Annotated in this window: 26 protein-coding genes; 17 read left to right on the plus strand and 9 right to left on the minus strand. The window is 62.4% G+C overall.

From position 1 onward, the window contains the following. Window positions 1-76 precede the first annotated feature (76 nt). Window positions 77-1858, minus strand: a complete 1782-nt coding sequence (locus ACR64R_RS08700) for an adenylate/guanylate cyclase domain-containing protein (RefSeq protein WP_487361240.1) — start codon at window positions 1856-1858, stop codon at window positions 77-79. 430 nt (window positions 1859-2288) lie between these two features. Between ACR64R_RS08700 and ACR64R_RS08705 the strand changes: the two genes are divergently transcribed. After that, a complete protein-coding gene (locus tag ACR64R_RS08705) occupies window positions 2289-2546 on the plus strand; it encodes a PepSY domain-containing protein (protein ID WP_487361241.1) in 258 nt (85 codons plus the stop codon). A 231-nt stretch (window positions 2547-2777) separates the two neighbouring features. Next, a complete protein-coding gene (locus tag ACR64R_RS08710) occupies window positions 2778-3362 on the plus strand; it encodes a hypothetical protein (protein ID WP_487361242.1) in 585 nt (194 codons plus the stop codon). Window positions 3363-3467: 105 nt separating this feature from the next. Here ACR64R_RS08710 and ACR64R_RS08715 read toward each other — a convergent pair whose 3' ends face one another. After that, a complete protein-coding gene (locus ACR64R_RS08715; protein WP_487361243.1) occupies window positions 3468-5345 on the minus strand; it encodes a L,D-transpeptidase family protein in 1878 nt (625 codons plus the stop codon). 219 nt (window positions 5346-5564) lie between these two features. Further along, a complete protein-coding gene (locus tag ACR64R_RS08720; protein WP_487362402.1) occupies window positions 5565-6311 on the minus strand; it encodes a 3-oxoacyl-ACP reductase family protein in 747 nt (248 codons plus the stop codon). A 104-nt stretch (window positions 6312-6415) separates the two neighbouring features. Between ACR64R_RS08720 and ACR64R_RS08725 the strand changes: the two genes are divergently transcribed. Both ACR64R_RS08725 and ACR64R_RS08730 read left to right on the plus strand, forming a co-directional pair. After that, window positions 6416-7027: a TetR/AcrR family transcriptional regulator gene (locus ACR64R_RS08725; protein WP_487361244.1), complete on the plus strand. Its 612-nt coding sequence runs from the start codon at window positions 6416-6418 to the stop codon at window positions 7025-7027. Window positions 7028-7098: 71 nt separating this feature from the next. Beyond that, window positions 7099-7500, plus strand: a complete 402-nt coding sequence (locus ACR64R_RS08730; RefSeq protein ID WP_487361245.1) for a rhodanese-like domain-containing protein — start codon at window positions 7099-7101, stop codon at window positions 7498-7500. Window positions 7501-7507: 7 nt separating this feature from the next. Here the strand turns inward: ACR64R_RS08730 and ACR64R_RS08735 are convergent, their stop codons facing one another. Further along, window positions 7508-8419, minus strand: coding sequence for an alpha/beta hydrolase (locus ACR64R_RS08735; protein ID WP_487361246.1), 912 nt, complete (start codon window positions 8417-8419; stop codon window positions 7508-7510). 47 nt (window positions 8420-8466) lie between these two features. Here ACR64R_RS08735 and ACR64R_RS08740 point away from each other — a divergent pair, with 47 nt between their 5' ends. Continuing rightward, the gene (locus ACR64R_RS08740; protein WP_487361247.1) at window positions 8467-8919 is read left to right on the plus strand and encodes a MarR family winged helix-turn-helix transcriptional regulator; all 453 of its coding nucleotides are present in this window, start codon (window positions 8467-8469) and stop codon (window positions 8917-8919) included. A 13-nt stretch (window positions 8920-8932) separates the two neighbouring features. Here ACR64R_RS08740 and ACR64R_RS08745 read toward each other — a convergent pair whose 3' ends face one another. Next, a complete protein-coding gene (locus tag ACR64R_RS08745) occupies window positions 8933-9544 on the minus strand; it encodes a pyridoxamine 5'-phosphate oxidase family protein (RefSeq protein WP_487361248.1) in 612 nt (203 codons plus the stop codon). A 92-nt stretch (window positions 9545-9636) separates the two neighbouring features. Beyond that, entirely contained in the window at window positions 9637-9990 is a 354-nt protein-coding gene (locus ACR64R_RS08750) for a gamma-butyrobetaine hydroxylase family protein (protein WP_487361249.1), read from the minus strand. A 194-nt stretch (window positions 9991-10184) separates the two neighbouring features. Between ACR64R_RS08750 and moaA the strand changes: the two genes are divergently transcribed. From moaA to ACR64R_RS08810, 12 genes are all read left to right on the plus strand, one after another. After that, on the plus strand, window positions 10185-11180 hold the full coding sequence (gene moaA, locus ACR64R_RS08755) for a GTP 3',8-cyclase MoaA (protein WP_487361250.1): 996 nt from the start codon (window positions 10185-10187) through the stop codon (window positions 11178-11180). Between the two features lie 53 nt (window positions 11181-11233). Continuing rightward, window positions 11234-11740 (plus strand): hypothetical protein, encoded by a 507-nt coding sequence (locus ACR64R_RS08760; RefSeq protein WP_487361251.1) that lies wholly within the window; start codon window positions 11234-11236, stop codon window positions 11738-11740. 87 nt (window positions 11741-11827) lie between these two features. Continuing rightward, the gene (locus ACR64R_RS08765) at window positions 11828-12184 is read left to right on the plus strand and encodes a hypothetical protein (protein ID WP_487361252.1); all 357 of its coding nucleotides are present in this window, start codon (window positions 11828-11830) and stop codon (window positions 12182-12184) included. A gap of 124 nt (window positions 12185-12308) precedes the next feature. Beyond that, window positions 12309-13229: a DMT family transporter gene (locus ACR64R_RS08770; RefSeq protein ID WP_487361253.1), complete on the plus strand. Its 921-nt coding sequence runs from the start codon at window positions 12309-12311 to the stop codon at window positions 13227-13229. 5 nt (window positions 13230-13234) lie between these two features. After that, window positions 13235-13867: a molybdenum cofactor guanylyltransferase MobA gene (gene mobA / locus ACR64R_RS08775; protein WP_487361254.1), complete on the plus strand. Its 633-nt coding sequence runs from the start codon at window positions 13235-13237 to the stop codon at window positions 13865-13867. Next, window positions 13864-14379 carry a molybdopterin-guanine dinucleotide biosynthesis protein B gene (gene mobB, locus ACR64R_RS08780; protein ID WP_487361255.1) on the plus strand — a complete coding sequence of 172 codons (516 nt, stop codon included), beginning with the start codon at window positions 13864-13866 and terminating at the stop codon, window positions 14377-14379. The genes mobA and mobB overlap by 4 nt, the downstream gene beginning before the upstream one ends. A gap of 151 nt (window positions 14380-14530) precedes the next feature. Further along, window positions 14531-15316 carry an ABC transporter substrate-binding protein gene (locus ACR64R_RS08785; protein ID WP_487361256.1) on the plus strand — a complete coding sequence of 262 codons (786 nt, stop codon included), beginning with the start codon at window positions 14531-14533 and terminating at the stop codon, window positions 15314-15316. 78 nt (window positions 15317-15394) lie between these two features. After that, window positions 15395-16111, plus strand: coding sequence for an ABC transporter permease (locus ACR64R_RS08790; protein WP_487361257.1), 717 nt, complete (start codon window positions 15395-15397; stop codon window positions 16109-16111). Next, window positions 16108-16932 carry an ABC transporter permease gene (locus ACR64R_RS08795; protein WP_487361258.1) on the plus strand — a complete coding sequence of 275 codons (825 nt, stop codon included), beginning with the start codon at window positions 16108-16110 and terminating at the stop codon, window positions 16930-16932. Before ACR64R_RS08790 ends, ACR64R_RS08795 begins: the two co-directional genes overlap by 4 nt. A 116-nt stretch (window positions 16933-17048) precedes the next feature. Beyond that, window positions 17049-17918: an NAD(P)-dependent oxidoreductase gene (locus tag ACR64R_RS08800; RefSeq protein WP_487361259.1), complete on the plus strand. Its 870-nt coding sequence runs from the start codon at window positions 17049-17051 to the stop codon at window positions 17916-17918. Between the two features lie 8 nt (window positions 17919-17926). Beyond that, window positions 17927-18631 (plus strand): DNA alkylation repair protein, encoded by a 705-nt coding sequence (locus ACR64R_RS08805; protein WP_487361260.1) that lies wholly within the window; start codon window positions 17927-17929, stop codon window positions 18629-18631. Window positions 18632-18795: 164 nt separating this feature from the next. Next, the gene (locus ACR64R_RS08810) at window positions 18796-19368 is read left to right on the plus strand and encodes a DUF3299 domain-containing protein (RefSeq protein ID WP_487361261.1); all 573 of its coding nucleotides are present in this window, start codon (window positions 18796-18798) and stop codon (window positions 19366-19368) included. A 22-nt stretch (window positions 19369-19390) separates the two neighbouring features. Here the strand turns inward: ACR64R_RS08810 and ACR64R_RS08815 are convergent, their stop codons facing one another. The 3 genes from ACR64R_RS08815 to ACR64R_RS08825 all read right to left on the minus strand — a co-directional run bounded on the left by ACR64R_RS08815 (window position 19391) and on the right by ACR64R_RS08825 (window position 21247). After that, on the minus strand, window positions 19391-19882 hold the full coding sequence (locus tag ACR64R_RS08815) for an Lrp/AsnC family transcriptional regulator (protein ID WP_006205209.1): 492 nt from the start codon (window positions 19880-19882) through the stop codon (window positions 19391-19393). Between the two features lie 107 nt (window positions 19883-19989). Further along, window positions 19990-20607 carry a uracil-DNA glycosylase family protein gene (locus ACR64R_RS08820; RefSeq protein WP_487361262.1) on the minus strand — a complete coding sequence of 206 codons (618 nt, stop codon included), beginning with the start codon at window positions 20605-20607 and terminating at the stop codon, window positions 19990-19992. Window positions 20608-20635: 28 nt separating this feature from the next. Next, the gene (locus ACR64R_RS08825; protein WP_487361263.1) at window positions 20636-21247 is read right to left on the minus strand and encodes a glutathione S-transferase; all 612 of its coding nucleotides are present in this window, start codon (window positions 21245-21247) and stop codon (window positions 20636-20638) included. Between the last annotated feature and the right edge of the window lie 39 nt (window positions 21248-21286).

The raw sequence follows: 21286 nt of genomic DNA on the forward strand, positions 1-21286 counted from the left end.
GGCACAGTCTGGCCTAGGTTTGCATCGGTCCGGCGTATGTGAATTCGTTCACAGTCATCTGGTGTCGGACGGGCAATCATGCGGCGGACTTGGCCCGATCGAAATTAGCGATCAGGAAGTTGTTCTTGGCCGGGTCCGTGAACGGTATCCAGCGTATCCGCTGCTCGGAAAAATCGGGATGCCTGGTCCTGAAGATACGGAGCTCCTGCTCTGCCTCGTCATGCCTGCCGCTTCTCATCAAGGCGCCGATTTTCAGGAACCTGGCGTAAAAGTACCCTGGTGACAGGTTGAGCGAGCGCTCGGCGGTGGCGATCGCGGCCGGCCAGTCCTCTACCAGGCAATAGGCCGCCGCCAGTTCACCCAGATTGTGGAACCGATAGAGGTCGAACGGACTGAGCCTCTCGGTATCGAGGAAGAAAGGGATTGCGCCGGTCGCGTCGCCAAGCAGCAGTTTCGCGCTGCCCATGGCCGAACGGGCGAAGGCGAAGCTCGGGTTGATATGGATCGCCTCGGTGAGATGCTCGGCCGCCGAGGCAGGAAGGCCGCGCATGATGTCGGCCACCCCGAGATAGGCATGCGGGCGGGCGTCGAGGCTGTCCATCAGAAGCGCCTTGCGCGCAAGCGTCTCTACTTTCTCGAGGTCGTCGCTGTCCCCAAAACGCAGCCAGGCCCGCCAGAAGTACCACCAGGCGAGTTCGTTGAGCACGGCGCTGGAATTCGGATCCTCCCGATAAGCCTTGTCGAAGAAATCCAAAGCGATCTCGGTGTCCCGGCGCGTGCGTCTGTTCATATGCCAGCGGCCGCGCCTGACCAGTTGCCAGGTCTCGAGGCTTTCCCAGGGCACTTGAAAGGTGCGGGCCTGCTCGGCACGATCGACTTCCTTGTCGAGAATCGAAACGATCTCGCTGCCGATCTGATCGCGCAGGCCGAAGATATCCACGAGATCGCGATCGAAGCGTTGCGACCAGACGAGGCGCCCGTTCGACGTGTCGCTGAGCGACGCATTGAGACGTATCTGCCTGTCATGGCGCGCCAGCGTGCCGCTGACGAGGTAGCGCGCGCCGAGCGCATTGCCGATGAGCTTGGTGCCAAGGGTGTCGTCGCGAAATTGAAAGCTGGATTCCTTCGCGATGACCGAAAGCCACCGCGTATTGGACAGGCCGTAGATGATATCCTCGGCGATGCCATCCGCCATATAGCCGACGTCAGGCTCGCTGCCATTGCCCTGAAATGGCAGGACGGCGATTGCCGGTGGGCCCTGGGGAATTGGTCTGTGATGCCCTGGCGCCGCGGAAACAGAGGCGAAGTTGGCCGGCGTGGCAGGCCCGTTGCCGCCGCGGCCCGCGATCAGGACACGTACCGGCAGGGCGATATTCTTCAGGCTGAACTCGCCGAGGTCGGTGAAGACCGCCGCTGTCTTGTCTTTCACATGGTGCCAGGTCGTAGCTGAGATGGCGACGCCGTCATGGGGCGCGAATTCCTGAAGCCGGGCGGCGATATTCACGTCGTCGCCGTAAAGGCGGCCGTCGCGGACAATGACGTCGCCGGTGTTGATGCCGGCGCGGAACGGCATGCGCATGTCCCCGGCGACATTGACATTCAGCGCCGCTATCCGTGCCTGGAAGTCGAAGGCCGCCCGCAAGGCCTCGATCGGATTGCCGAATTCGGCCATGATGCTGTCGCCGGCATCACCGAACGTGCGCCCGCCAAACGCACCGCAACTCGCAGCGATTATGTCGCGCCGATCCTCGAAGGCGGCGACCGCCAACTCGTCGTCGATGCCCATTAGCCTTGAGAACCCCACGGCATCGATCGAAATGATTGTCGCGAGCTGACGGGTATAGTTCCGTTCAGCCATGATTGAGCCCCCAGCTCCGCCTTCAGTCCCGAACCGGCGACCTGCACTCAACAAATGCGCCGCCGCCCGTCGACGGAAAATTCCGCGGCAGGTCCGGCGCCATTGCCACCCGGTTACACCCAGAAGTGTATCAGTCTCCTGCCGAAAGCTCTACCACGAACAGCTAATACGGCGATGCCTGTACCTTGCTCATCGTTAGTTATCCGTTATAGCCGGAGGGACGTCCGCATCGCGCTGTTACACATTGGAATCATGAACTTTTTCGCCGCAAGGCAATAATCCCCCGGCAGGCGTGCGCCGAAGGCCGGCCTATCGAGCCGATCGGCTCGCGATACCTTATTTCGACGTCGCGGAACCAACCCGCCCGGGTGCGAGTTTCTGACCGCATCCCGGCCAACACGATCTGGCCATCAGGAGATTGAGGGCTCTCATGCGCACTATCGCTTTAGCAACCGGTCTCGCGGTCGTACTCGCTGGCGCACCGGCCTTGGCGGCGAACGATCAGCCGTTGCCGCCTCAGAATGCCAAGAAACTCTCGGAAATCATTGCCAAGGTCGAGCAACGCAGCGACTTCCGTTACGTGAAGGGGGTCGACTGGGACACCGATGGCTATACGATCACATATTACACGACTGACAAGGCCAAGGTCCAAATCACCTACGATCCCGTGACCGGCGAGCCCAAATAGCGCGCCCCACCCGCGTCATCTGCCATTCCGCGAGGCTCGCATCCGGCGTACACTTCATCGTCGAGACACGCCGGTCGGGGGAGAACCATGCGGCTCCATACCTGTGCAGTCGCCCTTTTTGTGGGCGCGTCGTTCCTTGGCGCGTCGAGCCCGGCGTGGGCGGAAGGTCCGTCCTTCGATTGCCGGAAGGCGAGATTGCCGGCCGAAAGGGCGATCTGCTCCGACCCAAAAATGTCCGCCATCGACGCGCTCGTCACCAAGGCCTATGCCAGCTTCGAGCCCGCCTTCGGCGGCGACAAGCGAACGATCGCGAGGGCGCTGGTAGCCGACAGGAACGCCTGCGGAACGGATCCGGCTTGCATCGTCAGCGCGCAGAACAATGCCTTACAGACTTATGGAAGCGCGCCGTCGTGGGTAGAGGAATACAACATCGCGCTTATCGGCAAGAAGGCGCTCGACTTTGCCGTCGCGACGCCGAAACCGACCGATCAGCCCCTTCCCGCGTCGATCGGGAAATGCGGCTTCACCCATATCAAGACACTGACCACGAGGCTGGGTGACGACCCGCTGGAAACCGCCAGCCCGGAGGCCGGCAGCGCTGCTACGTTCACCAATGGCGGCACCGCGGTCTCCTATGACCGCGAACCAGGGTTGGCGAGTTCAAAGGTGGGTGACACGATCGTGATGTGCCTGATCTCGATCCCGCGCGACTGCCCGAAAGACGATCTGCGCGGCAGGGTCTATTACGCGGTCGATCTGGCGGCCAAAGGTTCATGGGCCCTGCCCGACTCCCAGCATCTGTGCGGCGGCGCCTGACGAACCCACTGCCAAGGATCAAGGCAATTCCAGGAAGAACATGAAGCCATTAAGCTCGGCGCGTTCGCCGAGCCTTCTGTCCGGATTGCTGAGAATCTGGGCCGTTCAGCTTGACGGCGTACGCACCGCTTCGGTGGCGTCCAGCGCCTGCATCAACTTGGAATCGCGGCCATAAACGTCGTCGAAATACTCGACCTTGCCGGACATGTCGGGCCAGGCAGTGAAATAGGCTACATAGACTGGAATGACCCGTGTGACATTCTCCGTCGAATGCCCGTGCTTCAGCTTCTCGGCGACGTCGTCGACCGAGATGCCGAGCACGGCGGCGGCCATTCCGCGCGGATCCTGCAGCCGGACGCAGCCATGGCTGAGCGCGCGCATGTCCCGGGCGAAGAACGACTTCTGCGGCGTGTCGTGCATGTAGATGGCATGCTTGTTGGGGAAAAGGATCTTCAATTCGCCCAAGGCATTCGCCTCGCTCGGCTGCTGGCGCACGCTGAAGGGAATGTTGGCGCCATACGCCCCCCAATCGACCGCCGAGGACGGAATGCGCTTGCCGCGCGAATCCGTCACCTCGTAGCCGGCACGATCGAGGTAGCCAGGGTCGCTGCGCAGCCGCGGCAGCATCTCATTGACGATGATCGACTGCGGTACGCCCCAATAGGGATGGAAGTCGACCTGCTTGATCTGGTCGTAGAAGAAGGCGGTCTGGTTGGTAACCCGGCCGATGACCGCGCGGGTCTTCAGCTTCTCTTCGCCATTGTCGATATAGCTGGCGGTGAAGGCCGGCTGGTTGATGAAGACGCGCGGGCTGCCGAGATCCGACGGCAGCCAGCGCAGTTCCTCGAGCGCCACCTTGACCTTCTCGATCCTGTCGGCCTTCGACGCTCCCGCCAGCGAGGCCACCGTGCGCGGACCGATGACGCCGTCGCCCTTCATGCCCTCGCGCTGCTGCACGGCCTTGATGACAGGCACCAGTTCGGGATCGTAAAGCTCGCTCTTGCCCAGCCTGGCGAGCACCTCGCCGTATTCGCCGCCCATCTCGTCGTCGAGGTTGCGGGCAATCAGCGTCAGCAATTTAGGCAGTTCCGGACTGCTCTCACCGGGCTTGAGCAACAGCTTGGGGTCGACGACGATCTCGTTTTCCTCGCTGGCCTCGAGCGCTTCCAGTTCGACGCGCAGGGCCTGGTACTCGGCATTCTGCGGATGTCGTGATTCCAGATAGGTGTGGACCTCCTGGGTGTGCGCCAGCGTCTTCAGCACGCCTTGGAGATCGAGCGGCTTGGCCGGGAAATCGTAGTAGCCGGTCATCCGGTTGGGGTCGACGCGACCGCTCTGGGCATCATGGGCGTAGCGCAGCACGCGCGCCGAAAGCGCCATCTCGAAGCGCACCAGTTCCCTGTTCCGCTCTTCGGGGGTGGCGGATGTCGAAGCAGTCGGTACGTCGACGGAATAGTCAGCCGGCGTCAGGCCGTAGCTCGCAGCCTCGCCCAACACCCGCACCGCTTCCTGTGCCCTGCCGTTGGGAGCATTGTCGCTCACCCAGATGAAATCCGGATTGGCCGAATAGTATGCGACCAGCGCCTTGGCGATGTCGGGCTCGGCGAACAGCTCGTAATCGCTCAAGCCGGCCACGGCATCGCGGAAGCTGTTGCTCGTAACCGAGGGAACGAAGGCGGCGTCTTGCGCGGCTGCAGGCTGCGGGCCCGGCAGCAGCGATTTGAAATCGACCCGCACGAGCTTGTCCGCTCTATAGGTGTTGTAGGTCGGGCTGCTGATCCTGACGCCGCCACCATCTTCACCGGCCGGCCGTATCTTGCGCGGCTTCGGTGGCGGCGGAAATTCTCCCGGCGAATCGCGCCGGATGCCGCCGCCGAACAGCATGTCGAACAGTCCTTGCGCGCTGGCGGGATTATGTCCGAAGGCAAGCGTCGCCGCGATCGCAATCGGCATGACGGCTTTCTTGTTTCCGAGGATTTTCATGCTTCACCCGCACCGGTTGTATCCGGTTCCCGTTCCGCGCCGCTGGACGGTCCCGCCCTCCGCTTGGCGGATGTATGACGTGACTATACTGATTCATACCGATTTCGTTAAGCTTCCATAAATTTCCGAAGCCGTGTTGCAGAACAGTTTCACATCATCGTGAGACCCGAAACAGCGATTGGTCCGGGTCCCACGCGGTCACAAAGGTGTCGAAAACAATCAGGCGTTGGCTCCGCCATCTATGGTCAACGATGCCCCCGTGACGAAGCGTCCTTCGGGGCCCGCCAGCCAGGCCACCATTCCGGCAATCTCCTCGGCCTCGCCGAAGCGCGGCGTCGCCATCTTGCGGCGCTGATGCTCCGCATGTGGCCCATTTGCGGGATTCATGTCGGTGTCGGTTGAGCCCGGATGAACAATGTTCGCGGTAATGCCGCGCGGACCGAGGTCCCGCGCCAAAGCCTTCGTCAGTCCGATCAGCGCTGCCTTGCTGGTCGAATAGGCGCTGAGGCCCGGATCCGTCACGCGCTCGGCCAGATTGCTGCCGATCGAGATGATCCTGCCGCCCTCCCCCATATGCCGGGCCGCGGCCTTGGAGGCGACAAAAGGCGCCCGCAGATTGACCTCCATGCTCTCGTCAAAATCAGCGAGCGACAAGGATTCGATCGGCGCGGCGCGCCAGATGCCGGCACTGTTGACAAGGATGTCGAGCCGCCCGAACGCATCCATAGCCTCTTCGACGGCGCTTTCGATCGCCCGGGCATCGCGCCCATCGGCCTTTATCGCGATAGCCCGCCCGCCGGACGCCTCGATTTCATCGACGACCGCGCGCGCCTGCGCCTCGCCATTCACATAGGTCAACGCGACGATTGCGCCGTCACGTGCGAGCCTTTTGGCAATAGCGGCGCCGATGCCGCGGCTGCCGCCGGTGACGAATGCGGTCTTGCCGCGCAGTTGGCTGGAAGACATAGGTTCTCCTTTATGTAACAATCGATACATAAATCCGTGCCAAGCTTGCACGGGGCCGTCAAGTGAATTATGTACCGATCAACACAGAAAAAAATAAGGATGTCATGTCCGAGAGAGGCCGCCCGCGCAGCTTTGATCGAACCGTCGCCTTGCGTCGGGCAATGGAGGTTTTCTGGGCCAAGGGCTTTGAGGGCGCCTCGCTCAGCGACCTGACTGCGGCGATGGGCATTAATTCGCCCAGCCTCTACGCCGCCTTCGGCAGCAAGGAGGCGCTCTTCCTCGAAGCTACCGACCTCTACACGCGCAGCGAAGGCACCGGCATCTGGTCGACGCTCGAAGAAGCCCCGACCGCCAAGCTGGCAATCGCGGGATTTTTGACCGAGACCGCCAGGGCCTATTCGCAAGCCGACCGGCCGCAGGGTTGCCTTATAGCGCTCGGAGCGTTGCATCGGGATTCTACGCAAGGGCCGATCTGCCAGGATCTGCGCCGCCGCCGCGCCGAAAATCAGACGGCGCTCCAAACACGTCTGGAGCGGGCCGTGGCTGAAGGCGAGTTGCCTGCCGGCTTCGATTGCCAGGCCGCGGCTACTTTCTTTGCAACCGTACAGCATGGCATGTCCATCCAGGCGCGTGACGGCGCAACCCACGCCGCCCTGATGGCGACCGTCTCCGGCGCCATGGCGGCGTGGACGACGATGGCCGGCGCCAACGCCTGACCCCGTGACAAACGGAAGGCTTTGTGATCGAAATTCCGGCGGCCGCAGAGCCATGGCCGGGAGGATTTGCCGTGAAGAAAGGTTATCGCCAGCTTCTCGACGAGGCGAATGCCGAGATCGAGGTCGTGTCGCCCGAGGAGGCGGCTGGACTGCTGGAGGACGACGACACGGTCTTCGTTGATCTGCGAGATCCGCGCGAGATCGAGCGCGACGGCAAGATCCCTGGTGCCAAGCATGTGACGCGCGGCATGCTGGAATTCTGGATCGATCCCGAAAGCCCGTATCACAAGCCGTTCTTCGCTAGCGGGAAGACCTTCGTTTTCTTCTGCGCCGGCGGCTGGCGCTCGGCTTTGGCCACCAAGACGGCGCAGGACATGGGCCTGGCGCCGGTCAAGCACATCCTCGGCGGCTACACCGCCTGGAAGGCGGCCGGCCTGCCGGTCGAGCCTGGACAGAAAAAGAGAGCGGATTGATCGCCGTTCAATGCAGGACCGCCTCCGACTGCCCGGTCACGAAACCCACGGCGCGTTTGACTACATCCCTGTCGGCCAGGATACGACGGTGGCCGAGCCCCTCGGCCCAATGCAGATGGACATGCTTGCCAGCGGCCGCATAACGCCTGGCGTGGTCGGCATGGACTTCGCGATCGTCCGGTGCATGGATGATCAGCGTTGGCACTGGCGCCTCGGCAAGCTGGCGGTCGCCGCTGAATTCGCTGAGCGGCCGACCCGAAAGCTGTTTCACCCTGTCCGCCATGGCAACGCGAGAGCGCGGCCCGACATTCATCATGCGACTGAAATCGTCGAAGATTGCCGGCAGCGAGCTCGGCGCGGCAATCAGAACCAGCTTTTGCGCCGCAAGCGGCGGCATGCCCTTGACCGACGCCGCGACGGCGTTGGCAGCAACCGCCCCGCCGAAGGAGTGGCCGATGACGGCGGCAAACGGACCGAACCATTCGCCCGCGACTCGCGCCGCGTCCACCGCATTCACCATGTTGAGACGGCGTCCGAGCGAATGGCCGTGCCCCGGCAGGTCCAGCGAGACGACCTTATAGCCGGCGCCACGAAAGCCTTCGATCAAAGCGTGCATATATTCGGTGCGCGAACGCCAGCCATGGATGACGAGCACCGTCCCGCGCGACTCCCCGCCCTGCTCCTCCGGGCGGAATTCATGCGCCGCGACGCAGTCCGTCTTCGTCTTCAGCCGATGGTGCCGGGCCTCGGCCATGAAGGCCGAGGCGCGTTCTACGGCGCGGCGTTCGCCGACGCTCAAGGATTTGACGTTGGGTGTGCGGCAAAACAATTCGAATGCGGCGCGGCCGCCGAGACGCGGCGCGACATGCTCGGCGGCGCCAAAAATGCCCCGGATGACCTTCATTCCAAATGATGCCATATTGGCAGTCCATCCATTCGTTCAAACATGAACATAATAGTTCAAGCATGAACATTAAGCAAGAGCTGCCTTGGGACAACCCGCGCTTCCGCAACTGGGTCGCGGTGGCGCGCGCCTGCCATGTGCTGGAGCGCACACTGGCGGTGAAGCTCGCCCCGCTGGATCTCAAACCGGCGCAGCTTGACGTGCTGATGAACCTCTACCGCCATCCCGGCATGTCGCAGCACGACCTTGCCCGCAAGCTGCTGGTTGGCCGCTCCAACATCACGATGCTGTTGCCGCAGCTTGAGGCGCGCGGACTGCTGCGCCGCGAGGGCGACGAGAAGGACAAGCGCGTGCTGCGGCTGAACCTCACCGAGGCAGGCGAAGCGCTGCTTATGAAGGCGCTCAAGGTTCACATGGCGCTTATCGAGAAGGCGATGAGCCAGTCGACGCCGGAACAATGCGACCTGATCGGCGATCAGATGCGCAAGATCGCCGACGTGCTGAAGGAAGCCTGAGCCAGGCCTTCAGTCACCACATGGTTTTCCGGGCTCGCTCCGGCCATTCCTTGTCATAGGTCTCGCCGTCGATGTTCTTGCGGCTGGTGACCTCGAGGATCTGGCCGGGCGTCGGAAGCGACCTCGGATCGACATGCCTGGCCGGGTTCCAGAGCTCGGAGCGCACGATGGCGCGGGCGCACTGGAAATAGACCGTGTCGACATCGATGACCGTGACAGAGCGGGCCGGCTTGTCCTCGACCGTGAAGGACGCGCAAAGTGCGACATCGGTCGTGATACGTGCGCGGCCGTTGACGCGCAGCGTGGTACCAGAGCCCGGCACCAGGAACAGCAGCCCGACGCGCGGATCGCGGATGATGTTCTTCAGCGAATCGGCGCGGTTGTTGCCTCGCCTGTCCGGCATCATCAGCGTCTTGTCATCGACGATGCGCACGAAGCCGGCAAGATCGCCGCGCGGCGAGCAGTCGAGCCCCTCCGGCCCGCTGGTCGCCAGCGCTACGAAGGGCGAGGCTTCGATGAAGGCGGCATATTCGGGACTCACATGGTCGAGTTCCTTGACGACCGAGGCTTCGCCCGGCAACCCGTAAAGCGCCTCGAGCTGTTCGACGGATGTGATAAGCGACATCTTTTTCGCCTCCTGGCATTTTGCCGGCGCTACTCCATGTCCATGACGCCGTGACGACAGCCGGCCGCTGAAACTGGATTGCCACGCGCCGGCTAACGATCCCGGCTCAGTCCCTTCTGGGTCAGCTCGGCGAGATAGGCATTCCAGCGCTCGTCCTTTTCATGGCCGAGCGAGTGCAGGTAGTTCCAGGTGAAGATGCCGGTGTCATGGAAATCGTCGAAGGTAATGCGCACCGCGTAGTTTCCGACCGGGTCGATCTTGAGGATAGCGACATTGCGCTTGCCTGGAACCGTCACGCGCTGCTCCGGCGAATGGCCCTGCACCTCCGCCGAAGGCGAGGCCACACGCAGGAATTCGGCCGGCAACTCGAACGGCTGATGGCCCGGAAACGTCACGGTCAAGAGCTTGCGGTCCTTGGAGACCCTCAGTTCCTTTGGCGCGGTCATCACTTTCCTGTCCGGGTTGCGCCCTTCCCTACGCGACTTCGCGCGATCCGAAAAGACCGCTGAAAGACAGCCGACACGCGATGTCGGTCGGGGAATGTTACCAAAGATCAAGACCGTCTATCTTGAACGCGGCACTGGATCGTATCACATAGCTGAATATAACGAAGCCGGACAGGCACAGGAAACGCTTGCAAATGGACATGATCGACCCTTTCGGTCGCGCCATCAGCTATCTGCGCGTATCGGTCACCGACCGCTGCGATTTCCGCTGCACCTATTGCATGGCAGAGGACATGACCTTCCTGCCGAAGAAGGATCTGCTGTCGCTCGAGGAGCTTGATCGGCTCTGCACTGTCTTCATCGAAAAGGGCGTGAAGAAACTCAGACTGACCGGCGGCGAGCCGCTTGTGCGCAAGAACATCATGCATCTTGTGCGCCAGCTGTCGCGGCATCTGGCGAGCGGTATGCTGGAAGAGCTGACGCTGACCACCAACGGCTCGCAGCTTGCGCGCTTCGCCGCCGAACTCGCCGATTGCGGCGTCAGGCGCATCAACGTTTCGCTCGACACGCTCGATGCCGAGAAATTCCATCAGATCACGCGCTGGGGCAATCTCGGCAAGGTCTTGGAAGGCATCGATGCCGCGCAAAAGGCCGGGCTGAAGGTCAAGCTCAATGCGGTTGCGCTGCGCGACTTCAACGATGCCGAGATTCCTGAACTGATGCGCTGGGCGCACGGCCGTGGCATGGACCTCACTCTCATCGAGACGATGCCGATGGGCGAGATAGAGGCCGACCGCACCGACCAATATCTGCCGCTGTCGCTGCTCCGCGCCTCGTTGGAGCGTCAGTTCACGCTCTCCGACATCCCCTACAAGACCGGCGGCCCTGCCCGCTATGCCCATGTCACAGAAACAGGCGGCCGGCTCGGCTTCATCACGCCCATGACGCATAATTTCTGCGAGAGCTGCAACCGCGTGCGGCTGACCTGCACCGGTACGCTCTATATGTGCCTAGGCCAGGAGGATGCCGCCGATCTTAGGGCGCCGCTGCGCGCTTCCGAGGGCAACGAGTTGCTCGACGCGGCAATCGACGAGGCCATCGGCCGCAAGCCGAAGGGTCACGATTTTATCATCGACCGCCGCACCAGCCGCCCTTCGGTGTCGCGGCATATGAGCGTCACCGGCGGCTGATTTTTTCCATCGATTGGTGCATGATCGCCTTCGGCTAGCGGCCGTGGGGTATCATGCAACGCCTCTTTCAACTGTCCTACGTGATGATTTCTTTGTTTGCGCTGTTGGCCGTGATTGCGCCGGCAACGGCCAAGCCGTTCACCTATGTCAATGCGCGCTTCGGCACGGTGTGCACTTTCCCGGACCAGATCTTCACCGAGCGCATGCCCGAGCCGGAAAATGGCGACGGGCTGGAGTGGCACAGCGTCGACGGAGCCAGTGTGGCCTGTTATGGCAGCTACAACGCGCTGGACGACACGCCCAAGAGCCTCATCGATAACGAAAAGTCGAACCCCGAGCCCGGCGAAAAGGTCACCTATAGCAAGTCAGGTGAGAACTGGGCGGTGCTGTCGGGCACGAAGGGTGACAAGATCTTTTATCGGCGAAGCGTGTTCGGCAAAAAGGACGTGATCCACAGCGTCTTCATCGAGTATCCGGCAGCGCTCAAGGCAAAATACGACCCGCTGGTTGGCGCCATCGCGCCCAGCCTCCACGAGGCGTCCGGATCAAACTCGAAATAAGCCATCCGCGCCGCCTTCCGTCCGATTTACCGCCGGCTTTTTCCGGCCTAGCCTCCGGGCGCGATTTTCGCTCCAGGGGGAACGCTTATGCGCACACTCACGCTTTCACTTGCAATGCTTGGGATTGCTTCCATGCCGGCCGCCGCCCAGTCGATCGGGGGCACCTACACCGTCGCCGGCACCAATTTCGACGGTTCGAAATATAGCGGCGAGGCTACCATCACGCTAACCAGCGACACGACCTGCACGATCCACTGGGAGACCGGCGGCTCGACCTCGGACGGTATCTGCATGCGCAACGACAATGCGTTTTCCGCCGGCTATGCCATGGGCAAGGAGATCGGTCTCGTCGTCTACAAGGTCGAGAAGGACGGTTCCCTGCATGGGCTGTGGACCATTGCCGGCCAGAACGGCAACGGCACCGAGGTGCTGACGCCGAAGTAAGTTTTCGCAGCCTCGGCAACTCGATCTCATGGGGCACGCGGAAACTCGTGGCCCATTGCTTTTGGCGTTGCTGTTTCCGGCGACCTGCTAAAGGTTCGATCCCAGATAGAATTCGGAAACGCCTTTGCCCCTCTCGCCAAACCTGCGCGGCGCGCTGTTCATGATCGTGGCCATGGTCGGCTTCACCTTGAACGATGCGATCACCAAATTTTCGTCCGAATCGATGAACATGGCGCAAGTCATGCTGGTGCGCGGCGCCTTCGCGTCTCTCTTCGTCGGCCTGCTTGCCTGGCGGCGCGGCGCGCTTGCCAATCCGGCAGCCATGCTGCAGCCGATGGTGGCCATGCGCGTCGCCGGCGAAGCCGGTGCCACGGTGTCGTTCCTGATCGCACTTGCGCATCTGCCGATCGGCAATGTCTCGGCCGTCATGCAGGCGCTGCCGCTGGCGGTAACCATGGGCGCGGCCTTGGTGTTCGGCGAAGACGTTGGTTGGCGACGCTGGCTTGCCATCGGCGTCGGCTTCGCCGGCGTGCTTATCATCGTGCGCCCGGGTTTCGAAGGGTTCAGCGTCTATTCGCTGGTGGCATTGGCGAGCGTTGTATGCTGCGCCGTACGCGACCTCTCCACCAGGCGTATCCCGCAAGCGATACCGACCATGCTGGTGTCGACGGCGACGGCGCTCGCCATGACGGTCCTGGGCGCGCTGCTTTTGTCGCCGATGGGCGGCTGGACGCCGATGAGCGGCCGGGCGATCGGGCTGCTGGCGCTGGCGGCGGTGCTGGTGCTCATCGGCTATCAGTTCATCATCATGGCCATGCGCTCGGGCGACATCTCCTTCATCGCGCCCTTCCGCTACACCGCGCTGCTCTGGTCGATCCTGCTCGGCCTGGTCATTTTCGGCGACGTCCCCGACCTGCCCATGATCGTCGGCGCCGCCATCATCATCGGCTCGGGCCTCTACGCGCTCTACCGTGAGCGCGTCTTGGGTCGCAGGGGGCCCGCGGCGGAAAGCGCTGGACCCGGCATGGCGCCGGACGGCATATAGGCGCGATGGACCGACATGTTGCGGGAGTCATCCTGGCGGGAGGCCAGTCACGCCGGATGGGCGGCGGCGACAAGCCGCTGCTTTCCTTGGGCAAAATCAGCCTGATCGATCATGTCTCCCGGCGACTGAAGCCACAAGTCGCGACCCTCGGACTCAGCGCGAACGGCGATCCAGCGCGATTTGCGGCAACGGGCCTGCCGGTGCTCGAAGATACGGTGCCTGGTTATGCGGGACCGTTGGCCGGGATTCTCGCCGGCCTTGACTGGACGGCAAGGCAAACAGGCTGCCGGTGGCTGACCAGCGTTGCCGGCGACACGCCGTTCTTTCCCGACAATCTCGTAGAGCGCCTGGTGACCGCGGCACACGACCGGCCCGGCGCGATCGCCGTTGCCAGTTCGAACGGCAGGTGGCATCCAACCTTCGCGCTCTGGCCGCTCGCGCTGAGCGACGCCTTGCGTCATTTCCTGGTCGAGGAGGATAACCGACGGGTTTCCGCCTTCATGGAGCGGCAAGGTTATGTCCATGTCGAATTTCCCATGATCGAGACCGGCGGGCAGAGAATCGATCCATTCTTCAACATCAACACGCCGGACGACCTTGCGGCGGCCGAGCGTGTGTTGCAAAGCCTCGGGCCATGAGACGCGTGTTCGGCATCACCGGCTGGAAGAACTCCGGCAAGACGACCCTGACGGAAAAGCTGGTCACCGAACTGGTGGCGCGCGGCTGGACGGTTTCGACGGTGAAGCACGCCCACCACGACTTCGACATCGACAAGCCGGGCGCCGACAGCTTTCGCCACCGTCAGGCGGGCGCCACCGAGGTTGCTATCGTCTCCGGCCGACGCTGGGCGCTGATGCATGAATTGCGCGACGAGAACGAGCCGGCGCTCGACGACATATTGGCGCGCCTGTCTCCCTCGGACATCGTGCTGGTCGAGGGCTACAAGCGCGAGGCGCACAGGAAGATCGAGGCACGGCGGCTCGAGGCGAAGGACCGGACGCCACTTTCGACCACCGATCCCAACATTGTCGCGGTCGCCGCCGACTTTACAGTCGAAGGCGAAGAGTTGCCTGTCTTCCACCTCGACGACGCCAAATCGATTGCCGACTTCGTCGAGCGCAGCACAGGTCTCGTGCCTCGAGCCAAGTAACGCAGCGGCACATCCCCCTTGTCGTTTGCCGTTGATTTGCAGTTGCTTTTTTCTTGGAAAGAGTGGGAGTATCCGCTTCAGCGGGCGGTAAGGAAGCTCCGCCCACAAGAGCCGCACGGGACAGCGGCCATGACAATATGAGAGGATTATCATGCGTATTGCACTGCGTATCGCGCTTGCCGCTTCGGCCGCGCTGCTGACACTTGGCGTCGCCCAGGCTCAGGAAAAGACCTTGAGGATCGGCACCGAAGGCGCATACCCGCCCTTCAACAACCTGACCTCGGACGGCCAACTGGTCGGCTTCGACATCGATATCGCCAAGGCTCTCTGCGACGAGATGAAAGTGAAGTGCACCTTCGTGGCGCAGGACTGGGACGGCATCATTCCGGCGCTCCAGGCCGGCAAGTTCGACGCCATCGTCGCCTCGATGTCGATCACGCCAGAGCGCCAGCAGAAGGTCGACTTCACCCACAAATACTACAACACCCCCTCGGCGATCGCCGTGCCGAAGGATTCGCCGCTCAAGGGCGTGACCAAGGAAGACCTCGCCGGCAAGAACATCGGTGTCGCCACCACGACGACGCACTATAATTATGCCTCCAAGACCTACACGGACAGCACCATAAAAGGCTACCCGAGCAGCCCCGAGGAACAGGCCGACCTGGCCAATGGCCGTCTCGACGCGATCGAGGACGACATCGTCGTGTTGCAGCAGTGGCTGGATACCCCGGACGGCGCCTGCTGCAAGATCCTGGGCCAGCCTTCGCCGCAGCCGGTCGAGATTTTCGGGCCGGGCGCCGGAATTGCCGTGCGCAAGGGCGAGACCGATCTGGTCAATAAGTTGAATGCCGCCATCGATGCAATCCGCAAGAACGGAAAGTACAAGGAAATCAACGACAAGTACTTCAAGTTCGACGTATACGGCGCGGAATCCTGATCGTTGCGCCAAGGGCGGTGAGGCACTCCTCGCCGCCCTTTTCTTCTTCCGGGATCGCCACGGAGACACGACCCGTCAATGCCGGCCCAAAGCATTTGGACACTTCTCAGTTGGGGACCGGATGGCTGGAGTGACGATATTGCGTCTGGCGTCGTGGTCACGATCCTGCTGGCGCTTGCCACGCTGCCGATCGGCCTTGTGATCGGCTTTTTCGTCGCCTTCGCCAAGCAGCATGAAGAACCTTCGCTGCGTCTGGCCGCAAACATCTACACCACGGTCTTTCGCGGCCTGCCGGAACTGGTGACGCTGTTCCTGTTCTTCTTCGGCATGCCGCTTCTCCTGCAATACCTCGTCAGGTTGTTCAACCCGGACGCGACGATCGACGTCAACAGCTTCGTCGCCGGCATGATCGTGCTGGCGCTGATCTTTTCCTCCTACGCCAGCGAGGTCTTCCTCTCCGCGTTTCGTGCCATTCCGAAAGGCCAGTATGAAGGCGGCTACGCCATTGGTCTGTCGAAATGGCAGACGATGCGGCTGGTGATCCTGCCCCAGCTGATACGCATTGCATTTCCTGGCCTCGAGAATTGCTGGCTCAGCCTGCTCAAGGACACGTCGTTGGTCTCCGTGGTCAATCTCGCCGAGACTTTGCGCCAGTCCGGTGTCGCCGCGCGCGTCACCAAGCATTCCTTCCTCTTCTACAGTGTTGCGGCTCTGATCTTCCTGGCGCTGGCGGTCCTGTCGTCGATCGCCACGAGCTACATCCTGCGCCACCTAGGGCGGAGGGAAGCGCGATGAGCGTCAGCCAGGCTATTGTCGTCGACAAGCCGCCGCCCCAGGCCCGCGGTTGGCAGCGAGCCCGCATCCTCGGCTACGCGCTGGTCGGCATCTGGGTTCTGTTCGGCGCCGGCATCGTTGCCTATCTGGTCTACGCCTGGAACGCCGAGTTCTTCGCCAGATACGCCCCGGCCTATCTGCAGGGCCTCGGGACCACCCTGTCGCTGGTCGCGATCTCCATGGTCCTCGGCGCCATCATGTCACTGCCGGTCGCATATGGCCGCATGTCGAAGAACCGGATCCTGTCCGGGCTCGCATACTGCTACGTCTATTTCTTCCGCGGCACGCCGCTGCTCGTGCAGACCTACCTGGTCTATTACGGCGTCGGCTCCTTCCGGCCGGAGCTGGAAACGGTTGGACTGTGGTGGTTCTTCCGCGAGGCCTTTTACTGCGGCGTCTTTGCATTCTCGCTCAACACTGCAGCCTATCAGGCCGAAATCCTGCGAGGCGCCATCGAAAGCGTGCCGCGCGGCCAATGGGAAGGCGCCGCTTCGCTTGGCCTGCACAAGTTGCAGACGCTGCGCAAAGTGATCTTGCCGCAGGCGATCATCGTCGCGCTCAGACCCTACGGCAACGAACTGATCCTGATGATCAAGGCCTCGGCGATCGTCGCCATCATCACGGTCTACGACCTGATGGGCAACGCCAAGCTCGCCTACGCGAAATCCTTCGACATCCAGGCCTATATCTGGGTAGCGATGGTCTATCTGGTGATGGTCGAGATCCTGCGCCACGGCGTCGAGTGGATTGAGCGCCGCATCACCATCCACCTGCATCGATAATTTGCCGCGCCCCGACCGCCTGCACCAGTCGATGCGGCGCCGCGTGTCTTGACGAATTTTTCGCAGGGCCTAGACCTTGCGCGATTGAAATCTCCGTTTTGTTGGAAGGCAGGCTCATGGCATCGGTTGCATTTCTCGGTCTTGGCGTCATGGGCTATCCAATGGCCGGGCACCTGATGAAAAAGGGCGGCCACGACGTTACCGTCTACAACCGCACCAAGGCAAAGGCGGAGCAGTGGGTGGCCCAGCACGGCGGCAAACTGGCGCTGACGCCGGCCGAAGCGGCCGAAGGCAAGGACTTCGTCTTCTCCTGTGTCGGCAACGACGACGATCTGCGCTCGGTCACGACCGGCGCCAACGGCGCCTTCGCCACCATGAAGAAGGGGGCCGTCTTCATCGACAACACCACCGCCTCGGCCGAGGTCGCGCGCGAGCTCGACGAAGCCGCGCGCAAGGCGGGCTTCTCCTTCCTCGACGCGCCGGTGTCCGGCGGCCAGGCCGGCGCCGAGAACGGCGTGCTGACCGTCATGGTCGGCGGCGATCAGGCTGCCTTCGACAAGGCGAGACCCGTCATCGACGCCTATGCCCGCATGGTCGGCCTGATGGGCTCGGCCGGCGCCGGGCAGCTGACGAAAATGATCAACCAGATCTGCATCGCAGGCCTTGTCCAGGGACTGGCGGAAGGCATCCATTTCGGCAAGAAGGCCGGCCTGGACATCGAAAAGGTCGTCGAGGTGATCTCCAAGGGCGCCGCCGGCTCCTGGCAGATGGAGAACCGCCACAAAACGATGAATGCCGGCAAATATGATTTCGGCTTCGCCGTCGACTGGATGCGCAAGGATCTCGGCATCTGCCTGGCCGAAGCCAACCGCAACGGCGCCAGGCTGCCGGTTACGGCTCTTGTCGACCAGTTCTACAAGGATGTGCAGGACATCGGTGGCAAGCGCTGGGATACCTCCTCGCTTCTTGCGCGCCTGGAGCGCTAGGCGCCACCATGGCCTCGCCCGACCCGGGCTGGAGCGCTGACGACATCGTCGCGCATCTGCGTTCCATCGGCTCGGCGGCGAACATGACGGGTATGGCGCGCTTCGGCATCAACACCGCGAACGCGCTGGGCATCGGCAATTCCGAATTGCGGCCGCTGGCGCGCAAACTGAAAAGAAACCACGATCGTTCGCTTCTGCTGTGGGACAGCGGTATTCGCGAGGCGCGGCTGATGGCGGCCTTCACCGGCGATCCGAAGAAAGTCGACATCGATCAATGCCGGCGCTGGGCCGCGGATCTCGACAGCTGGGAGATCGTCGACACGGTCGCCAACCTGTTTGCCGAGACGCCGTTCTGGCGCCAACTGATCGACGAGTTCGCCGAAGACGAACGCGAATTCGTCCGCCGCACTGCCTTTGCCATGTTGGCCTGGAGCACAGTGCATCTCAAGAAGGAGCCCGACGCGACCTTCATCGCCTATCTGCCGCTGATCGAGAGGCACGCGATCGACCCGCGCAATTTCGTGAAGAAAGCGGTGAATTGGGCGCTGCGGCAGATCGGCAAACGCTCCATGAGCCTGCACGCCCCTGCCCTTGCCCTGGCGGAAAAATTGACGGCATCGCCGGACAAGACGGCACGCTGGATCGGTAGGAACGCTGTCAAGGAACTGACCGATGCCAAGCAACTCGAACGCCTCGCCGCCAGGAAAACTTGACCAAGATTCCTCGACGGCTGTCAGCGCAGCCTCTGCGCTCGATGCGGTGGCTTCCAAGAGACCGGCACCGAAGGCGCGCCGGCATGTGACGCGGCTGGGCCGTTCGAGCGGTCACGACGCTTTTACTCGATTCCGCAAATGGACTGGGGGAGGATGGAACGAACATGAACAAGGGTTTCAGATCACGCGCGATGCCGGTAGCCGCGCTCCTCTTCGCGACAACTTGGGCCAACGCCGCGACCGATGTCTCGCATATCTTCTGGAAGGACCTGCGTCCCCCGACACAGGCGATTGCCGAGGATGCGAACCTGCCGATGATCGCGGCGAAACTGCCCGACCACGGCGAGACCCTGTCGGTTGATCTGCAGTACAAGACGATACAATTAGCCGGCTATGCCTTGCCGGTCGATCGCGATGGCGACCTGGTCTATCAGTTCCTGCTGGTGCCTTGGACCGGCGCCTGCAGCCATATGCCGACGCCGCCGCCGAACCAGATCGTGCTGGTGACGCCGGCGCATCCCTACAAGATGAAAGAAGCCTACGAGCCGGTGGCCGTCACCGGCGTGCTGCAGCCCGGCATGGAGAAAAGCCAGCTTTTCATCCTCGACGGCGTCTCGATCGTCCAGTCCGGCTACACGGTGCGCAAGGCCGAGGTGGCGAGTGTCGACAGCGTGCCGGACGCGGTCACGCTGCCAGTCAACTCGCCATGGAGTTTCCTCAACAAAAAGAAGAACTAAGGCCTGCGATCCGGTATCGGGATCACGCCGCGTTCGCGCCGGACTCCTTGTCCAGCACCATGTAGTCGAGCGGGATCTCGGTCGTGTATTTGATCTGCTCCATGGCGAAGGATGACGAGACGTCGCGGATCTCGATCTTGGCGATCAGCCGCTTGTAGAAAGCGTCGTAAGCCGCGATGTCCGGAACCACCACGCGCAACAGGTAATCGACGTCGCCGCTCATGCGGTAGAACTCGACGACCTCCGGGAACTCCTGGATGACCTCGGAGAACCGCCGCAGCCATTCATGGCTGTGCGAATTGGTGCGGATCGACACGAAGACGGTGACGCGCACATTGACCTTCTCGTGGTCGAGGATCGCAACGCGCCGCTTGATGACACCCTCTTCCTCGAGCTTCTGGATACGCCGCCAGCACGGCGTGGTCGACAGGCCCACTTTCTTGGCCACGTCGGCGACCGCGAGCGTCGCGTCCTCCTGCAGGAGGCGGAGAATTTTTCTGTCGAGGCGATCCATGGGAAGCTCCAGGGGAATAGTTTCCCTATAATCCCTTTTATTTCGCCCTTCCACAAGAAAGAAATTCTGCCAATGACACGAAAAGCGAGTGATTTCTTGCAGGCTAACTATTCGATACGATAGCGGATTTCCGACCGCAGGAAGGGCAGCAAATCCATTTCAAACCAGGGATTCTTCTTCAGCCAGCCGGTATTCCGCCAGGAAGGATGCGGCAGCGGCAGCACTTTCGGCGTCGCCGGTCCATCCCATATGGCGCGCCAGTTCCCGACGGTCTCGGTGAGCGAAGGCAAGCGTGTCGTACCCATGTGCCAAGCCTGCGCGTAGCCGCCAATGGTCAGAACCAGGTCGATCCGCGGCATCAGCGCCATCAGTTGTGCGCGCCAGGCCGGTGCGCATTCGCGACGTGGCGGCAGGTCGCCACCCTTGGCATCCTGGCCGGGAAAACAAAAGCCCATTGGAACGATGGCGAATTTTTCGGTGTCGTAGAACTCATCGTTGCTAACGCCGAGCCAATTTCTCAGTCGGTCTCCCGAAGCGTCGGTGAACGGCATGCCCGACAAATGCACTTTTGTGCCCGGCGCCTGGCCGGCAAGCAGGATCCGCGCGTTGGAGGACGGCCGCAGCACCGGCCTTGGTTCATGCGGCAGGGGCCGGCCGAGTGGCCGGTCCACGCAGATGCGGCAGGCTCGCACCTTCGCGGTGAGGCGCTCCAGCGCTTCTCTCATATCAGGCGGATTATCCAATTGCCGTCGCTCAGGCCGTTGCGCTCGGCCGCCTGGTGAGCGCCGCATACCAGCGCAGCACGTTCGTGCATTCCTCCGGTATCTTGATGCGGGCCGGCTTCATGAAATCGATGGCGATCATCCCGGTAATGTCGGCGACCGAATAGGCGTCGCCGGCGGCGAATTCCCGCTCCGCCAATTCGCGGTCGAGGAGATGGAGGAATTCGATCGCCTTCGGCTTGTTGGCCTCGCCCCATTCCGGGATTTGCGGCACTTCCCATTCCTTCATCGCCGGATGGATGTGCCGGAACGCAGCGGCGACGCTGCTCATCAGGTTCAGTTCCATGCGCCGCTGCCACATCTCGACCATGGCCTTGCCAAGCGCGCCCGTGCCGAACAGCGCGGGGTCGGGGTGCAACTCCTCGAAATAGCGGCAAATAGCGATCGATTCGGTAATGATGGTGCCATCATCCAGTTCGAGAACCGGCAGCCGCCGCAGCGGATTGCGCTCAGCCACCTGCGCGCCGCGATGCTCCAGCGCGCCCATGTCGACCGGCACCAGCGGGACCGTCAGCCCCTTCTCCGCGAGAAAAACGCGCACGCGCCGTGGGTTGGGCGCCCGTCCGCCATCGAACAGCTTCATTCCATCCTCCGGTTTCCCGTCCTTCTGGCCCGATCATAG

Source organism: Mesorhizobium sp. MC2-1-1, from assembly GCF_057597255.1.